At 73.5% G+C, this 15,888-nt stretch carries 14 protein-coding genes and 2 pseudogenes; 6 read left to right on the top strand and 10 right to left on the bottom strand.

Annotated features, from left to right (window positions below):
- Window positions 1–116: 116 nt before the first annotated feature.
- Complete coding sequence (treY, locus tag AB0F18_RS34060; protein WP_362067718.1) at window positions 117–2,384, bottom strand: malto-oligosyltrehalose synthase; 2,268 nt, start codon at window positions 2,382–2,384, stop codon at window positions 117–119.
- Between the two features lie 82 nt (window positions 2,385–2,466).
- Between treY and AB0F18_RS34055 the strand changes: the two genes are divergently transcribed.
- Window positions 2,467–3,786, top strand: a complete 1,320-nt coding sequence (locus tag AB0F18_RS34055) for an MFS transporter (RefSeq protein WP_362067716.1) — start codon at window positions 2,467–2,469, stop codon at window positions 3,784–3,786.
- Here AB0F18_RS34055 and glgX read toward each other — a convergent pair.
- A complete protein-coding gene (gene glgX / locus AB0F18_RS34050; protein ID WP_362067714.1) occupies window positions 3,771–5,885 on the bottom strand; it encodes a glycogen debranching protein GlgX in 2,115 nt (704 codons plus the stop codon). The two genes, AB0F18_RS34055 and glgX, sit on opposite strands and share 16 nt — an antisense overlap.
- 295 nt (window positions 5,886–6,180) lie before the next feature.
- Between glgX and AB0F18_RS34045 the strand changes: the two genes are divergently transcribed.
- A complete protein-coding gene (locus AB0F18_RS34045; RefSeq protein WP_362067712.1) occupies window positions 6,181–7,440 on the top strand; it encodes an SAV2148 family HEPN domain-containing protein in 1,260 nt (419 codons plus the stop codon).
- Window positions 7,441–7,693: 253 nt separating this feature from the next.
- Window positions 7,694–8,407, top strand: a complete 714-nt coding sequence (locus AB0F18_RS34040; protein ID WP_362067710.1) for a 3'-5' exonuclease — start codon at window positions 7,694–7,696, stop codon at window positions 8,405–8,407.
- Here AB0F18_RS34040 and AB0F18_RS34035 read toward each other — a convergent pair.
- The 3 genes from AB0F18_RS34035 to AB0F18_RS34025 are packed head-to-tail and all read right to left on the bottom strand — an operon-like array spanning window position 8,388 to window position 10,365.
- A complete protein-coding gene (locus AB0F18_RS34035; RefSeq protein WP_362067709.1) occupies window positions 8,388–9,203 on the bottom strand; it encodes an RNA-binding protein in 816 nt (271 codons plus the stop codon). The two genes, AB0F18_RS34040 and AB0F18_RS34035, sit on opposite strands and share 20 nt — an antisense overlap.
- The gene (locus tag AB0F18_RS34030; protein ID WP_362067707.1) at window positions 9,200–9,844 is read right to left on the bottom strand and encodes a hypothetical protein; all 645 of its coding nucleotides are present in this window, start codon (window positions 9,842–9,844) and stop codon (window positions 9,200–9,202) included. Before AB0F18_RS34030 ends, AB0F18_RS34035 begins: the two co-directional genes overlap by 4 nt.
- 17 nt (window positions 9,845–9,861) lie before the next feature.
- Window positions 9,862–10,365 carry an NUDIX domain-containing protein gene (locus AB0F18_RS34025; protein WP_362067705.1) on the bottom strand — a complete coding sequence of 168 codons (504 nt, stop codon included), beginning with the start codon at window positions 10,363–10,365 and terminating at the stop codon, window positions 9,862–9,864.
- A gap of 22 nt (window positions 10,366–10,387) precedes the next feature.
- On the opposite strand from AB0F18_RS34025, the pseudogene AB0F18_RS34020 reads away from it, so the two are divergent.
- A pseudogene (locus AB0F18_RS34020) lies at window positions 10,388–10,510 on the top strand (IS5/IS1182 family transposase); the annotation flags it as partial.
- A 104-nt stretch (window positions 10,511–10,614) separates the two neighbouring features.
- On the opposite strand, the gene AB0F18_RS34015 reads toward AB0F18_RS34020, so the two are convergent.
- On the bottom strand, window positions 10,615–11,007 hold the full coding sequence (locus tag AB0F18_RS34015) for a RidA family protein (protein WP_362067703.1): 393 nt from the start codon (window positions 11,005–11,007) through the stop codon (window positions 10,615–10,617).
- A gap of 40 nt (window positions 11,008–11,047) precedes the next feature.
- Entirely contained in the window at window positions 11,048–11,911 is an 864-nt protein-coding gene (locus AB0F18_RS34010) for an aminoglycoside phosphotransferase family protein (RefSeq protein WP_362067701.1), read from the bottom strand.
- A gap of 119 nt (window positions 11,912–12,030) precedes the next feature.
- Here AB0F18_RS34010 and mgt point away from each other — a divergent pair, with 119 nt between their 5' ends.
- The gene (gene mgt / locus AB0F18_RS34005) at window positions 12,031–13,242 is read left to right on the top strand and encodes a macrolide-inactivating glycosyltransferase (RefSeq protein ID WP_362067699.1); all 1,212 of its coding nucleotides are present in this window, start codon (window positions 12,031–12,033) and stop codon (window positions 13,240–13,242) included.
- A 9-nt stretch (window positions 13,243–13,251) separates the two neighbouring features.
- The gene (locus tag AB0F18_RS34000) at window positions 13,252–13,818 is read left to right on the top strand and encodes a DUF1697 domain-containing protein (protein ID WP_362067697.1); all 567 of its coding nucleotides are present in this window, start codon (window positions 13,252–13,254) and stop codon (window positions 13,816–13,818) included.
- A gap of 92 nt (window positions 13,819–13,910) precedes the next feature.
- On the opposite strand, the gene AB0F18_RS33995 is transcribed toward AB0F18_RS34000, so the two are convergent.
- The 3 genes and pseudogenes from AB0F18_RS33995 to AB0F18_RS33985 form a co-directional block, all read right to left on the bottom strand.
- Complete coding sequence (locus AB0F18_RS33995) at window positions 13,911–14,672, bottom strand: sirohydrochlorin chelatase (RefSeq protein ID WP_362067695.1); 762 nt, start codon at window positions 14,670–14,672, stop codon at window positions 13,911–13,913.
- 14 nt (window positions 14,673–14,686) lie between these two features.
- A complete protein-coding gene (locus AB0F18_RS33990) occupies window positions 14,687–15,583 on the bottom strand; it encodes an ABC transporter permease (RefSeq protein ID WP_362067693.1) in 897 nt (298 codons plus the stop codon).
- Window positions 15,570–15,888, bottom strand: a pseudogene (locus tag AB0F18_RS33985) (ABC transporter ATP-binding protein); the annotation flags it as partial. The gene AB0F18_RS33990 and the pseudogene AB0F18_RS33985, both read right to left, overlap by 14 nt.

Raw genomic sequence — 15,888 nt, 5'->3', positions numbered from 1 at the left:
AGCGACGCGACGAAGGAGCGCCCTTGACAGGCCGGCCCGACGCGGAAGGACGATGAGACTGACGGGAAAACCCCAACCCTTCTCTGAGACCGCCCCACCGAGACCCGGCCACCCCCCTACCCCGCCCGCACCAGCACCGCCACCGCCCCCGGCCCCAGGAGCCGCGACAGTCGGACCTCGCCCTCGTGCGGGGACTGGGGGCGGGGGCCGTGTGCCGGGAGCCAGGCGCCCGGGGGGAGGGGGAGGGTGGTGTCGCGCCAGCCGCCCGCTCGGGCCAGGCGGTGGGAGAGGCGGGTGGCCACCGCCACCAGGCCGCCCGGGCGGGCGAAGGCCAGGCAGTGGTCCGCGGCCGGGCCGTGCGCCGTCAGCGGGGCGTAGCCCCTGAACACGGCCGGGCGGGTGCGGCGGAGGCGGAGCAGGGTGGCGGTCAGGGCGAGCTTCTCCTCCGCGAGGGTCAGCGGGGCGGTGCCCGCGTCCAGGGCGGCCAGGGTCTCGGCGGGGAAGGTGGCCGGGCGGCGGTTGTCCGGGTCCACCAGGGCGCGGAACTCGTACTCGGAGCCCTGGTAGACCTCCGGCACCCCCGGCATGGCCAGGTGCAGCAGGGTCATGCCCAGCACGTTGGCCCGGGCCGCCTCCGCCAGTTCCGGGGGCAGCTCCACCCGGGACGGGGGTACCAGATCCGCGATGCCCGCCTCGTACGCCTCGTCGGGGTCGGTCCAGGTGGTGCGCAGCCCCGCCTCCCGGGCGGTCTTCAGCAGGGCCGCCGCCAGCCGGGGGGCCCGCTCGGGGGCGTCGCCCAGTCCGAGCGCGCTCTGCCGGGCCGCCCAGGCCAGCTGCGGGTCGGAGCCGTCCACCTCCCCCATGGCCCCGGGCGCCTGCGACAGCACCGCGATCCGTGCCCGTACGTCCGCGCTGCGCTTCGTGTCGTGGGTGGACAGGACCGTCCCCGCGGCCGGCCAGTCCCGTTCCCGTTCCGCGCAGTACGCGTGGAACTCCGCCACCGACACCGCCGGGGCGCCCGGCTCCCCACCGACCTCCGTCGCCGACAGGAGCGGGGCCCAGCGGTAGAAGGCGCGGTCCTCCAGGGACTTGGCGCGCAGGGCCGCCGAGGTCTGGGCGAAGCGGGCCGCGAAGGCCGGGTTCCGCAGCAGCAGGTCCCGTACGCCGTCCACCGCGGCCGTCCCGGCCCGTGCGGCGGCCCGTTCCAGGGTCTGCGCCGACGGGCCCGGCCCGCCCGGGTAGGTCCGGTACACCGGTGAGGCGATGAGCAACTCCCTTACAGCCGGGGAAATTTCCGGGTCGCCCGCCCACCGCTCCAAGGTGCCCAGTTCGGCCGCCAGGTCGCCGGTGAGGACCTCCCGGGCCGCCGCCGAGGCCGTCTCCTCCCAGGAGCCGCCACCGGTCGACTCGGCGTACGCGCGGGCCAGTTCGGCGGCGCCCGCCCCGTCGGTGAACACCCCGTCCACCCGGTGCAGGGCGTCGTATCCGGTGGTGCCCGCCACCGGCCACGCCGGGGGGAGGCGTTCGTGGCGGGCCAGGATCTTCTCCACGACCACCCAGCAGCCGGCGCCCACCTCGGTCCGCAGCCGCCGCAGGTACGCCTCGGGGTCGGCCAGGCCGTCGACGTGGTCGATGCGCAGGCCCGCCACCACCCCGTCCCGGACCAGTTCCAGCACCTTGGCGTGGGTCGCGGCGAAGACGGCGGGGTCCTCCACCCGGACCCCGATGAGGTCCGAAATGGTGAAGAACCGGCGGTAGTTGAGCGCGGTGCGGGCCTCGCGCCACCAGGCCGGCCGGTACCACTGGGCGGCCAGCAGCCCGGGCAGCGGCAGCCCGGCCGTCCCGGCGCGCAGCGGGAACTCCCAGTTCCCGCAGCGCAGCAGTCCCGCGCCGGCGTCCACCTCGTAGCGTTCGTCGGGCCCGGCCAGTACCGGGAGCAGCACCTGCCCGCCCCCGGCCTCCCAGTCGATGTCGAACCACCGCGCGTACGGCGACCCCGGCCCCTCGCGCAGCACCTCCCACAGCGGCCGGTTCAGCCGCAGCGGTGCCGGTACCGCCATGTGGTTCGGCACGATGTCGAGCACCAGCGCGAGCCCGTGCTCCCGTGCGGCCGCCGCCAGTGCGCGCAGGCCCCGTTCGCCGCCGAGCTCGTGGCGGACCCGCCCGTGGTCGGTGACGTCGTACCCGTGGTCGGAGCCCGGCACGGCCTCCAGGACGGGGGACAGGTGGAGGTGGGACACGCCGAGGGAGGCGAGGTACGGTACGGCCGCCTCGGCGGCCGCGAAGGGGAAGGCGGGCGTCAGCTGGAGACGGTACGTCGACGCCGGAATGACGGGTTTCTGAACGTCGGATTCCGATTGGCTGATTGAATGCCGCTGGCTCATGAGAACGTACGTACCCAGCCCGCGCGATTCCGTGCCATTACCCAATGCATCCGGGTGACTGCGGCGCGTTAGTGTTGATCAAGTGGCTTCAAGCGTCAGCACCTACCGACACGTCATCGCCCTGACCGGGCCCCTCCTCCCGCTCGTCTCGTTCTTCGCCCGACTGCCCGTCGCGATGTCCCAGTTCGGGAGCGTCCTGCTGGTGTCAGAGACCAGCGGCTCCCTCGCCACCGCCGGCATCGTCGGCGGCACGCTCTCCGCCGGCCAGGTGGTCTTCGGGCCCGTCCTGGGCCGGCTGGCCGACCGCCACGGGCAGCGCCCCGTCGTCCTGGCCGCGGCGGCGGTCAACGCCGTGGCCACCGCCGCCCTGGTCGCCGGGGCCCTCGCGGGTCTGGCGACCGTCCCGCTCGCCGCCGTCGGCGCCGTCGCCGGGGCCTCCGTACCGCTGATCGGGCCGCTCGCCCGGACCCGTTCCGTGGCGCTCGCGCACCGCGCGAAGGCCGGCGAGGGCGTGGTGGGGGCCGTGCACTCGCTGGAGGGCACCCTCGACGAGGTCTCCTTCGTCTTCGGCCCGGCCCTCGTCGGCCTCGCCGCGCTCGCCCTGCACCCGGCCGTCGCCCTCGGCGGCGCGGCCGCCCTCGTCGCCGTCTTCGGCACCGCCTACGCCCTGCACCCGACCGCCGCCGTCACGGCCGGGAACCCCGGGCGGCCGAGCGGCCGGGGGGCCGGGGCGGGCCGGCAGCCGCGCGTGGTCCACGCCGTACGGGGCTCCCTGGCCCTCCAGGGCGCCATGTTCGGCGCCTGCCAGGCCGGAATCGCCTCGCTCACCGCCCAGTTGGGCGTACCCGGCCAGGCCGGCATCGTGTACGCCGCCATGGGGGTCGTCAGCGCCGCCGTGGGCCTCGCGCTGGGGGCGCTGCCGGCCCGCTTCGGGCTGCGGCTGCGCTGGCGGGTGGCGACGGGCGCGGCGCTGGTGCTGTCGGTGCCGCTGCTGTTCGCGGACGCGCTGTGGCCGCTGTACGCGGTCGTGACCGTCCTCGGTGCCGCCTACGCCCCGCACCTGATCACCGCGTTCGCGCTCACCGAGCGGGTCGTGGAGCCCTCCCGGCTCGCCGAGTCCATGGCCTTCGCCGCCAGTTCGCTGGTGGCCGGGCAGGCCGCCGCGCTGGCCGTCTCCGGGCGGCTCGCCGAGTCGTACGGGCCCGCCGGAGCCTTCGCCGTGGCCGTGGGGGCGGCGGCGCTCTGCCTGGCGATCGCCCTGGTCACCCGCGTGCCCTCGGCCCGGCCCCAGGCCCCCGACGCCGCCGCGGAGCCCGTCAAGGCGTTCATCCCGGCCCAGCGGACCTCCTCCCCCGAGGGGACGGGGGCCGCGGGCCCGGCACCCGGCTACGCGGGCCGCTGAAGCACCGCCAGGCATCGCCCCGTCAGCGCCACCCGGTCGCCGGCCGCGTACTGCGGCCCGGTGCCGGGTGGCAGCACCTCCGCCCGCGAGGTGTCCACGACGAGCCGCCAGTGCGCGCCGTGCCCCGCCGGGACGGTGAACTCCTGTGGCTCGGCGCCCGCGTTGAACATCAGCAGGAACGAGTCGTCGGTGATCCGCTCCCCGCGCGAGCCGGGCTCGGAGATCGCCTCCCCGTTGAGGAACACCGTCAGCGCCCGCGCGTGCTGCGCCTGCCAGTCCCGGGCCCGCATCTCCTCGCCGTGCGGGGTGAACCAGGCGATGTCGGAGAGCTCGTCGTGCGTGCCCTCCACCGGCCGGCCGTGGAAGAACCGGCGCCGCCGGAACACCGGGTGGTCGCGGCGCAGCCACACCATCCGCCGGGTGAACTCCAGCAGCGAGGGCGGGGGTTTGCCCGGTTCGGGCCAGGTCACCCAGGACAGCTCGTTGTCCTGGCAGTAGGCGTTGTTGTTCCCGCCCTGCGAGCGGGCGAACTCGTCGCCGTGGCTGAGCATCGGCACGCCCTGCGACAGCATCAGCGTGGCGGTGAAGTTGCGCATCTGGCGTTCGCGCAGCTCCAGGATCGCGGGGTCCTCGGTCGGGCCCTCGACCCCGCAGTTCCAGGACCGGTTGTGGGTCTCGCCGTCCCGGTTGCCCTCCCGGTTGGCCTCGTTGTGCTTCTCGTTGTACGAGACCAGGTCGTTCAGGGTGAAACCGTCGTGGCAGGTGGTGAAGTTGATGGAGGCCAGCGGCCTGCGCCCGTCGTCCTGGTAGAGGTCGGAGGAGCCCGTCAGCCGCCCCGCGAACTCCGCGAGCGTGCGCGGCTGCCCGCGCCACAAGTCCCGTACTGTGTCACGGTACTTGCCGTTCCATTCGGTCCACAGCGGCGGGAAGTTCCCCACCTGGTAGCCGCCCTCGCCCAGGTCCCAGGGCTCGGCGATCAGCTTCACCTGGCTGACCACCGGGTCCTGCTGCACCAGGTCGAAGAACGACGACAGCCGGTCCACCTCGTGGAACTGCCGTGCCAGGGTGGCCGCGAGGTCGAAGCGGAAGCCGTCCACGTGCATCTCGGTGACCCAGTACCGCAGCGAGTCCATGATCAGCTGGAGCACGTGCGGGGAGCGCATCAGCAGCGAGTTCCCGGTGCCGGTGGTGTCCGTGTAGTGCCGGGGGTCGTCCGCCAGGCGGTAGTACGAGGCGTTGTCCAGCCCCCGGAAGGACAGGGTCGGGCCGAGGTGGTTGCCCTCGGCGGTGTGGTTGTAGACCACGTCGAGGATCACCTCGATCCCGGCCTCGTGCAGCGCCCGCACCGCCGACTTGAACTCCAGCACCTGCTGGCCCCGGTCGCCGGACGCGTAGCCGTTGTGCGGGGCGAAGAAGCCGATGGTGTTGTAGCCCCAGTAGTTGCTCAGCCCGTCGTTGACGAGCCGGTGGTCGTTGACGTACTGGTGTACGGGCATCAGCTCCAGCGCGGTCACCCCGAGCTTCACCAGGTGGCCGATGACCGCCGGGTGCGCGAGGGCCCCGTAGGTGCCGCGCAGCTCCTCGGGGAGGTCCGGGTGACGCATGGTCAGGCCCTTGACGTGGGCCTCGTAGAGCACGGTGTGGTGGTACTCGTGGCGCGGCGGCCGGTCGTTGGCCCAGTCGAAGTACGGGTTCACCACGACCGAACTCATCGTGTGCGGGGCCGAGTCCAGGTCGTTGCGCGAGTCGGGCCGGCCGAAGTGGTAGCCGTAGACCTCCTCGCCCCAGTCGATCCGCCCGCTGATGGCCCGCGCGTACGGGTCCAGCAGCAGCTTCGCCGCGTTGCAGCGCAGCCCGCGCTCGGGCTCGTACGGGCCGTGCACGCGGAAGCCGTACCGCTGGCCGGGCATCACCCCGGGGAGGTAGGCGTGCCGGACGAAGGCGTCCGTCTCGCGCAGTTCGACGGCGGTCTCGGAACCGTCGTCGTGCAGCAGGCACAGTTCGATGCGGCGGGCGGCCTCGGAGTAGACCGCGAAGTTGGTGCCGGCGCCGTCGTACGTGGCTCCCAGCGGATACGCCTGTCCCGGCCAGACCTGCATCAGCAACGACTCTTTCCATCCTGGTCCGGTCGATCCGGCGCGGATCACGTCTCTGCCGAATCTTCCCCGAAAGAGACTCCGCACGCGTGGACTTGGGATGCTCCTGACGAGTGAACCGGAGAGCTGATAGGCGGATCTCCAGACCGTCCGGGCATCACATAATGGTGCGACGGACGGCCGGACCGGGGTGCGCGGGATCACCTCGGCCGGCTTCGGGCTGCATCGGGCCGCGCGCGCGGAGTACCCTTCCGTGATCACTGGAGACGGGCGTCCGGACGCAGAAGGCGGTGCACGAGTGAGCTCGGGAGGTCTGGAGCTGCCCCCTGGTGACAGCGGTCAGGAGGGCGGCCCGGCGGACGCCCCAGGTGGTGTTCCGGGGGCGGCGGCCGGGGCGGCGGTGTCGCTGGCCCAGCCGGCGGCCGGGGAGGTCCGCGCCGGGGCCGAGCTGGACTGGAGCACGGACGCGTGGAGCGAGGTCCGTACGCGGGCCCAGCGCGCGGGCCGTGCGTACATCTGGCTGAACCTCATCGAGCAGCGGTTGCGCTCGGTGGTGGGCGCGGTACTACGGCCCGTCTACGAGCCCGTGCACGGCGGGGACGACTGGGTGGTCGCGGCCGCCGGCCCCGCCGGACAGGAGTGGGTGCAGCGGGCGGTGGCCGTGCGCGAGGTCAGCCGGCGCAAGGGCTACCTCCTCGACCCGGCCGACGACAACGTGCTGAGCTTCCTGACGCTGCCGCAGCTGCGGGAGCTGATGGTCCAGCACTGGCCGTGCTTCGAGCCGTACTTCGACGACCGGCGCGAGATCGAGCTGGCGCTCGACGAGCTGGAGGTCACGCGGAACGTGGTCTCCCGCAACCGGGCCCTGTCGCGGGCGGTGCTGGAGCAGGCGGAACGCGCCTCGGCGCGGCTGCTGGAGGTGCTGGGCGCGGGCTCCGGCAGTCCCTCGGCGGACCGGCTGCCCATCGACGCCGTCGAGGACCTGGTCGGCGACCGGTACGCGGACGTCATCTCCGTCCACCCGGACCGGGTGCGGCTCCAGCGGCAGCTGCCGGCGGAGGACCTCTTCGGGGGCGCGCGGCGGCTCGACGCGATCGGCATAGGCCTCAACCTGCTGGTGCAGAACTTCTCGGGGCGCCGGCTGGTACGGCTGTCGGAGGCGGGCTGCCGGGTGCGGCTGCTGTTCCTGAACCCGGCGAGCAGCGCCGTCAAGCGGCGCGAGCGCGAGCTGGGGCTGCGCAAGGGCGAGCTCAGCCGGTCGGTGGAGATGAACATCCTGCACGTGCGCCGGGTGCGGGCCGGGCTCAAGGACCCCTCGCGCTTCGACATCCACGTCTTCGACGAGACCCCGCGCTTCACCGCCTACCTGGTGGAGGGGCAGTCCTCGGGCATCGCGGTCGTCCAGTCGTACCTGCGGCGGGCCCGGGGCATGGAGGCGCCGGTGCTGGTGCTGCGCGGGGGCGGGCGGGGGGTCCCGAAGGACGCCGACCACGGGCTGTTCCAGACCTACCGCGAGGAGTTCGAGTCGGTGTGGGAGGACTCGCGGCCGGTGTCCTGACCGTGGCCCCGGGGGAACGCGGGGGCGGCCGTGCCGGGTGTCAGTGCCTCGTGGCAGGCTGAAACGCGTTGACCGGAAACACGGGGGAGGGGCGCGTCATGGAGGCGTGGCACGGGGGAGCGCTGGCCGGGTTCGGCCTGGAGACGACGGGTACGGAGCCGGGGGTGGCCGCGGCGGCCGGACCGCATGTGTCCCGGGTCACGCCTCGGTGCGGGCCGGCGGCCCGCACCGGAGCCGGAGCGGGGGCCGTCCGATGAGCTGGCTCAGCGGGCCGTTGGTGGCCTTCGACCTGGAGACCACCGGCACCGACGTGGAGACCGACCGCATCGTCACGGCGGCGGTCGTACGGCTGGATCCGGACGGGTCCGTGTCGGGGCAGCGGACCTGGTTGCTCGATCCCGGGGTGGCGATACCCGAGCAGGCGTCGGCGATCCACGGCATCTCGACGGAGCACGCCCGGGCGCACGGGGCGCCGGCCGCGCCCGCAGTCGAGGAGATCGCGGGAGCCGTCGCCCAGGGGCTGCGGCTCGGGACCCCGCTGGTGGTGATGAACGCCCGCTACGACCTGTCGCTGCTGGACCGGGAGTGCCTGCGCCACGGGGTCGAGTCGATCAGCGAGCGGCTGGGCGGCGGGCCCTGGCCCGTCATCGACCCGCTGGTGATCGACAAGCACGTGGACAAGTACCGCAAGGGCAAGCGGGCCCTCCACGCGCTGTGCGCCCACTACGGGGTCCCGCTCGACGAGGCGCACGACGCGAGGGCGGACGCGGTGGCCGCCGCCCGCGTGGTGCGGAGCCTGGGCGAGAGGCACCGGCCCGTCGGGGCGATGCCGTTGGCGGACCTGCACGACCTCCAGGTGCGCGCGGCGGCCGAACAGTCGGTCTCGTTGCAGGCCTACCTGCGGCGCACCGCGGATCCGTCGACCGTGGTCGAGCCGGCCTGGCCGCTCATACCCCGCAGGCGCTGACCTCGCCGGTCCGCCGGCAGCGGAGGGTGCTCAGGAGGGGCCAGAGCCGGTCGTTCGCGGTGGGCCCGGTCCTCCACCGCGCGCGCAGGATGCCGTCGGCGTCGGGCAGGACGGCGGTGAGCAGCGGGTGACGTCCGTCGAGGGTCAGGGGCACGGCGGCCGCGGCTCGGGCGGTTGCCACCAGGTCCGTCAGACGCTGGTGGTCGGACTCGTCGGCGATCACGCTGGTGATCAGCCCCTCACTGTCCTCCCAGATGAGTTCCACCGTGTCGTCCTCGGGCAGGGCGGCGAGGACCGCGCCGACGTCGGGGGACAGGTCCGGCCACACGGTCAACCGGGCACGGGGTGTGAGCCGGGCTCGTGCCGCATCGAGGGTGCCCTCGGTGAGGCGGTGCCGGCGGGAGGCGTTGTAGAGGTACCCCTCCTCCAGGACCACGGCCCGCCGCAGGGCGAGGAGCCAGCGCAGCTGGGCCCAGAACCCCTCGTCGGCGGGTCGCTGCGGCTCCTCTTCCCCGGGGCCCTCGCCGTAGGGCGAGCGCTCCAGCCGTTCGGGGAAGAGCCCGAGCGCCCGGGTGCGGGAGAGAGCGCCCTCGCAGGGCTCGCGTACTGCCAGGCGGTCGACGCCGCTCTCCTCGGCGAAGGCGGCGATCGCCTCCAGGTAGGCCGATTCGACCGGCCCGTGGTCGCTGACGGTGTCCTCGGTGCCGGTGTAGTGGCCGTGCCGGTCGCGGTCGGCGGGGTCGTACTTGGTGATGCGGTGGACGAAGGGCGGCACATTGCTCCCGGTGGTGGTCACGGCGGCGGTGGGTCCTCGGGCGCGGGCGCCTCGCGGTACTCGACGTGGATGTCGCGGAAGCGGGCGTCGCAGTCCACGGTGCGGCAGTAGTGCCGGTGCCGGTAGGCGCGGTCCGGGTGCGCGACGACGTGCCCGGGGCCGTTGCGGGCCACGTCGAGGAAGACCGCGGCGCCCCGCCGGAAGGCCGCGGCGCTGCCCGTCATGAAGAGCGTCTCGGCGTGGACGCTCTGGTGGAAGCGGTCCCGGTTCTCCGTGTGGTGCAGGGACGCGTACTCCGACTCGGCGGGCTCGGCGAGCACCAGGTCCACGGTCCGGGGCCGGCCCGGGGAGAGCCGGCGGCGCACGTCCTTCCAGCGGGCGGGTGCCAACTGCAGGGAGTGGTGCAGCAGTACGAGGTCCAGCCGGCCGGAACCCGCGGGCGGGGCGGGCCCGCGCAGGGGCAGGTGGATCAGCGAGCGCGGCGAGGTGGCCGCCAGGGTCCACAGCCCCGCCATGAGCAGGGCCGCGTCCCGGTCGACGTACGCGTTCAGCCACCAGGCATCGTCGAACAGTTCGGCGCACTCCGGCACCCGGACCGGCCGGACCACCCGAAACCCCTCCGAACCCCGCCGGGCCTCGTGGACGGTCAGGCGCAGCCTCATGCGAGTGCTCTCCCGCACTAGACCCGGTCCGAGCGCCCGTGCAGGGCTCTTGCGACGAGGTCGTGGATCAGGTGTTCCCCCGGGGGCCGGTTCTCCTTGAGCCGGGGGAGGTCGTCGGGGCCGAACCACTCGTAGGCGGTGTGCTTGGACCACTCCAGAGCTGGATGGTCCAGGTCGCCGTCGACCTCGACGAGGTAGTCGGCCTCGTGCCGTATGCCGTTCCCGTCGTCACCGGTCCAGGTGGTGATTCCGAGGAGGCGCCGGACGCGGCGCAGGCGCCAGCCCGTCTCCTCCTCGACCTCGCGGGCGAGGGCGTCCAGCGGAGATTCTCCGGGCTCGACGTGGCCGCCGACGATGTCCCAGCAGTCGGGGAAGAGCCGGCGGCCGGGGCTGCGCCTCTGCGCGAAGGCCCGGCCGTCCCGGTCGAGGATGACGGCTCCGACCGTCCACGTCTCGCCGTGGGCGGGTACGGGTATCTCGACGCCGTCGTCCAGGGTCACCGGCCGCTGATCGTCTGACATGCCCTCAACTGTAGGGCCCCGCCGCCGGGACCAGGGGCTCGGACGCTCGCGCGGCGGCCTGACCACCAAGCTGCACCTGGCTGTCGAGCAGGGCCAGAAGCCCATGTCGATCGTGATCACGGCCGGGCAGCGCGGCGACTGTCCGGCACCGCGCCCTGGCGACGCGGTACGACGAGCTCGCGGTCCGCTACGAGGCGACCGTCCTCGTCTCAGCCATCAACGAGTGGCTGTGACCAGCACTTTCACGAGTCAGTCGACGATGGCGTCGAGCTCTAGCTCCACGAGCCAGCCGGCGTCGATAAAACGCGGCACCTCGACAAAGGTGCAGGCTGGACGGACTGATGCGAACCGCTCTCCGTGCGCTCGCGCGGCTTCCTTCCATCGAGTCACGTCCGTGAGCATGATGCGTGTCCGCACGACATCCTCCAGCGACGCCCCGGCTTCCTTCAGCGCGGCCTCGGCGATGTCCAGGCACCTCACAGTCTGGGCATAAACGTCACCTTGCCCCACCGTCGTCCCGTCGTCCCCGATGGGCGCGGTGCCGGCAACCGCGACATGCTTCCCCTTGCGGATCGCCCGGGAAAACCCGATTTGAGGCTCAAGCGGTGAGCCAGAACTGACCATCTGTCGAGCACGTTCCATCACGCCATGCTCTCAGAGCGCAGCATTTTCGACACGCACCCTAGAACGGGTACCAGCGCACCTGCGGGTCGCCGTCGCGCAGGGAGGTTACGCGGCGGTGGAACTCGGTCAGGGCGTTCGGGTTGGTGGGGGCGTGCTGGGCGACCCAGGCGCAGCTGGCCGTTTCGCGGGCGCCGCGCAGGACGGCGCAGCCCTCCCAGGCGCGCACGTCCCAGCCGTAGGCGGCGGTGAAGGCCTCGTAGTCGGCCGGGGGCAGCCCGTACCGGTCGTGGGACAGGGCCATCACCACCAGGTCGTGCTCGCGCAGGTCGGCCGAGACGGTCTCCAGGTCGACCAGGACCGGGCCGTCCGGGCCCACGTGGACGTTGCGCGGCAGGGCGTCGCCGTGGATCGGGCCCGGGGTCAGGTGCGGGGTGAGGGCGGCCAGCTCGCCGGCGTGGGCGTCGCGGCGGGCCCGCAGGTACGCCGCGTCCTCGGGGTCGATCGCCGTCCCGGCCAGCCGCAGCCAGCGTTCGACCCCGCCGAGCAGGTCCCGGGCGGGCAGGGCGAAGGGCGGGGCGGGCAGGGCGTGCAGCGGCCGCAGCAGCGCCGCGAGGTCCTGCGGGCCGGCCGGGCGGACGGCGTCGGGGAGCCGGTGCCACACCGTCACCGGGTGCCCGTCCACCAGGCGCGGCTTCGGCTCGGCCGCGCGCACCGCCGCGATCCCGGCGTCGGCGAGCCAGCCGGCGACCGCCAGTTCGCGTTCGGCCCGCTCCAGCAGCCCCGCCTCGCGGCCGACCTTGACGACCAGGTCCCCGAGGGCGAAGACGGCGTTCTCGCCGAAGGCGAGCAGTTCGGCGGGTCGCGGTCCGGGTCCCGTGAGGCCCGCCCGTGTCAGTACGTCCCTGGCCCGTGCCTCGTCCATGCGTGCGTCTCGCCCTTCCCCGGGGTGGTCGTGGATGCGCCCAGTTTCGCATCGCGGGGCAGGGGCGACGGGAGGAATTGAATTGCACGAGACGTATCGTCTCGCTTAATGTCGATCACATGACCTCAGCCGAAGCCGCACACATCGCCATGTTCTCCATCGCCGCCCACGGGCACGTGAACCCGAGCATCGAGGTGATCCGGGAACTCGTCGCCCGCGGCCACCGCGTCAGCTACGCCGTCCCCGCCCCCTTCGCCGAGAAGGTCGCGGAGACCGGCGCCACCACGGTGATCTGGAAGTCCGTCCTGCCCACCGAAGACGAGCCGGAGGCCTGGGGCACCGAGCTCATCGACCACCTCGAACCCTTCCTGGACGACGCCGTCCAGGCCCTCCCGCAGCTCGCGGCCGCCTTCGAGGGCGACGAACCGGACCTCGTCCTCCACGACATCACCTCCTACCCGGCCCGCGTCCTCGCCCACCGCTGGGGCGTCCCCGCGATCTCCCTCTCCCCGAACCTGGTGGCCTGGGAGGGCTACGAGGAGGAGGTGGGCGCCCCGATGACCGCCGAACTGCACGCGAGCGAACGCGGCAGGGCCTACTACGCCCGCTTCCGCGCCTGGCTCGACGAGAACGGCATCGAGGAGGACTCCGACCGCTTCGTCGGCAGGCCGCGCCGCAGCCTCGTGCTGATCCCGCGCGCCCTCCAGCCGAACGCCGACCGCGTCGACGAGTCCGTCCACACCTTCGTCGGCGCCTGCCAGGGCGACCGCAGCGCCACGCAGGGCACCTGGCAGCGGCCGGCGGCCGCCGAGGGGAAGAAGGTCCTGCTCGTCTCGCTCGGATCCACCTTCACCAAGCAGCCCGCCTTCTACCGCGCCTGCATCGAGGCCTTCGGGGACCTCCCCGACTGGCACGTCGTCCTGCAGATCGGCAGGTTCACCGACGAGGCCGGACTCGGGACGGTACCCGCCAACGTCGAGGTCCACCGCTGGGTCCCCCAGCTGGACATCCTCCGCCAGGCCGACGCCTTCATCACGCACGCGGGCGCGGGCGGCAGCCAGGAGGGCCTCGCCACCGGGACCCCGATGGTCGCGGTCCCCCAGGCCGTCGACCAGTTCGGCAACGCCGACATGCTGGCCTCCCTCGGTGTGGCCCGGCACGTCCCGATGGAGGAGGCGGACGCGACGACCCTGCGCGCAGCCGTCCTCGGACTGCTCGCCGACCCCCAGGTCGCCGTCCGCGCCGAGGAGATCCGGGCACAGATGGCCACCGAGGGCGGCACCCGGCAGGCCGCCGACCTCATCGAGGCCGCGCTTGCCGCAGCGGGCTAGGGTGCGGCCATGACGAAGAGCTCCACCCGCGCGAAGAAGTACGCGGCGCTGCTGCGCGGCATCAACGTCGGCGGGAAGAAGAAGGTCCCCATGGCGGAGCTCCGCTCCGTCCTGGAGGGCCTCGGCCACGGCGACGTGCAGACGTACCTGCAGAGCGGCAACGCCGTCTTCAGCAGCACCGGCCAGGACCCCGCCGCACTCGCCCGGGAGCTGGAGGCGGCCATCGAGGACCACTTCGGCTTCCCGGTGAAGTGCCTGGTGGTCGACGGCCCGTACCTGCGCGCCGTCGCCGACGCCTGCCCCTTCCCCGCCGCCGAGCTGGAGGGCAGGCAGCTGCACGCCACCTTCTTCTCGGAGCCGCCCGGCCCCGAACGCTTCGCCGCGCTCGACCCGGCCGCGTACCACCCGGAGGACTACCGGCTGGGCGACCGCGTCCTCTACCTCTACGCCCCGGACGGGCTGGGCCGGTCCGAACTGGGCGCGGCCCTCCACAAGCCGGCCGTCCTCAAGGGCATCGACGCGACCACCCGCAACTGGAACACGGTCCTCAAACTCGTCGAGCTGACGCGGGACTAGGACCGCGGGACCCGCCCGGTAGGCCCGGGGCGCGCACGGTGTGGCCGACGAGGCCGAAGGACGCGCGTAGCCCGGGCGGCGGCGGCCCGGCCTCAGGCCGTGAGGGCCGTGAGCGGGGTGCGGGCCGCGGGGGCCGTGTCGTAGCGGTGGAGGAGGAGGCGGGCCAGTTCCGGGGTCGCGCCCAGGACCTCCGCCACCGCGTCCGCCCCCGCGGCGCGGGCGCCCGTGGTGATGCGGTCCGGGAGGAAGCCCGGGGCGATGACGTACGGGGCGACCGCCACGCGCCGGGCGCCGTCCGCGCGCAGGGCGCGGACGGCGTCCTCCGTACGGGGAAGGGCAGCGGAGGCGAACGCAGGCCGCACGGCGCACCAACCGGTGAGCCGCCACTCCCGCGCGATTTCAGCGATCACTGCGATCGCCTCCGGGTCTGAGGAACCGGCGGACGCGAGGACGACGCCGGTCGTCGCGCGGTCCGCCGGGGTGAGGCCGACGCCGGCCTCGGCCAGGCGGCGTTCCAGGGAGGCCACCAGGAGCGGGTGGGGGCCCAGGACGTCCGCCAGCCGGACCGAGAGGTCCGGGAGCCGGGTGGCCGACTCCGCCAGGACCGCCGGGACGTCGGCCTTGGCGTGGAAGGCCCGGGTGAGGAGCAGCGGCAGGGCCACGACCTCCCGGACGCCCGACAGGTACAGGGAGGCCAGGGCCTGGGAGACGGTCGGGCCGTTGAAGTCGAGGAAGGCCGTCTCCACCCGCAGCCCCGGCCGCAGCGACCGGACCCGCCCGACGAGGGCGTGCACGGTCGCCGCGTGCCGCGGATCGCGGCTGCCGTGGGCTATGACCAGGAGGGCTCGGGACATGGGGACCTCAGCACTCAGTTCTTGACCAGGAGGCCGCGGCTGCGCAGTACCCAGCGTTCGGCCGGGCTGAAGATGAGCAGGTCGATGGCGATGCCGACGATGAGGATCAGGATGATCGCGAGGAAGACGCCGGGGAGGTCGATGTTGTTGCGGCCGTTTTCCAGGAGCTGGCCGAGGCCCAGGCCGAGGTCGGGGGAGCTGGCGATGATCTCGGCGGCCATGAGGGAGCGCCAGGAGAAGGCCCAGCCCTGCTTGAGTCCGGCGACGTAGCCGGGCAGGGCGGCCGGCATGACCACGTGCCATACGCCCCGGAAGCCGGTGGCGCCCAACGTCCGGCCCGCGCGCAGGAACAGCGGCGGGACCTGGTCTACGCCCGACACGAGGCCGTTGGCGATGGAGGGGACGGCGCCGAGCAGGATGACCGTGTACATCATGGCGTCGTTGAGGCCGAACCAGAGGACGGCGGGGGGTACCCAGGCGACGGAGGGCAGGGACTGCAGGCCCTGGAGGATCGGGCCGATCGCGGCGCGTACGAACTTGACGCGTGCGACGAGCAGGCCGAGTGGGGTGCCGATGGCCAGGGCGAGGAGGAAGCCGAGCAGGCCGCGGGAGACCGAGGTCCAGATGATGTCGAAGAGGGTGCCCTTCAGCCACATCTCGGACAGGCTGTCCCACACCGCGGACAGGGCGGGGAGCTTGGTCTCGTCGGTGACCTTCGCCGAGACCAGGACCTGCCAGACCACCAGGACCAGGCCGACGGCCAGGAGCGGGGGCAGGACCTTCTTGGTGAGGACCTCGCGGAGGGGGGTCCGGTGCGTCTGGACCGCGTCGAGGGCGTCGAGGCCGGCCTCCAGGCCGGCCAGGTCGTCGCCCTTCGCCGTGGCCTTGGGTGTGGTGTCAGTGCTGGCCATGGCGGCGGATCTCCCCACGCAGGTGTTCAGTGATCTCCAGGGACAGTTCCGCGACGTCCGCGTTCTCGATGCGGCGGGGCTGCGGGATGTCCACGGTCCATTCCTTCGCGATGCGGCCGGGGCGGGAGGAGAGGAGGACGACGCGCTGGGCGAGGCGGACGGCCTCGCGGACGTTGTGGGTGACGAAGAGGACCGACAGGCCCGTCTCGGCCCAGATGCGGGTGAGTTCGCCGTGCAGGACGTCGCGGGTGATGGCGTCCAGGGCCGCGAACGGCTCGTCCATCAGCAGCAGGCGGCTGTCCTGG

The organism is Streptomyces sp. NPDC029216, assembly GCF_040648015.1.
Classification (GTDB): domain Bacteria; phylum Actinomycetota; class Actinomycetes; order Streptomycetales; family Streptomycetaceae; genus Streptomyces.
Note: the sequence above shows the minus strand (reverse complement) of the source record. Positions and strands in the feature narration are given on the sequence as shown.

What these genes read in the sequence shown, in the direction of transcription:
- treY (WP_362067718.1), bottom strand. Translation starts at nt 2,384, where the DNA reads ATGAGCCAGCGGCATTCAATCAGCCAATCGGAATCCGACGTTCAGAAA.
- glgX (WP_362067714.1), bottom strand. Translation starts at nt 5,885, where the DNA reads ATGCAGGTCTGGCCGGGACAGGCGTATCCGCTGGGAGCCACGTACGAC.
- AB0F18_RS34040 (WP_362067710.1), top strand. Translation starts at nt 7,694, where the DNA reads ATGAGCTGGCTCAGCGGGCCGTTGGTGGCCTTCGACCTGGAGACCACC.
- AB0F18_RS34030 (WP_362067707.1), bottom strand. Translation starts at nt 9,844, where the DNA reads ATGAGGCTGCGCCTGACCGTCCACGAGGCCCGGCGGGGTTCGGAGGGG.
- AB0F18_RS34025 (WP_362067705.1), bottom strand. Translation starts at nt 10,365, where the DNA reads ATGTCAGACGATCAGCGGCCGGTGACCCTGGACGACGGCGTCGAGATA.
- AB0F18_RS34015 (WP_362067703.1), bottom strand. Translation starts at nt 11,007, where the DNA reads ATGGAACGTGCTCGACAGATGGTCAGTTCTGGCTCACCGCTTGAGCCT.
- AB0F18_RS34010 (WP_362067701.1), bottom strand. Translation starts at nt 11,911, where the DNA reads ATGGACGAGGCACGGGCCAGGGACGTACTGACACGGGCGGGCCTCACG.
- mgt (WP_362067699.1), top strand. Translation starts at nt 12,031, where the DNA reads ATGACCTCAGCCGAAGCCGCACACATCGCCATGTTCTCCATCGCCGCC.
- AB0F18_RS34000 (WP_362067697.1), top strand. Translation starts at nt 13,252, where the DNA reads ATGACGAAGAGCTCCACCCGCGCGAAGAAGTACGCGGCGCTGCTGCGC.
- AB0F18_RS33995 (WP_362067695.1), bottom strand. Translation starts at nt 14,672, where the DNA reads ATGTCCCGAGCCCTCCTGGTCATAGCCCACGGCAGCCGCGATCCGCGG.
- AB0F18_RS33990 (WP_362067693.1), bottom strand. Translation starts at nt 15,583, where the DNA reads ATGGCCAGCACTGACACCACACCCAAGGCCACGGCGAAGGGCGACGAC.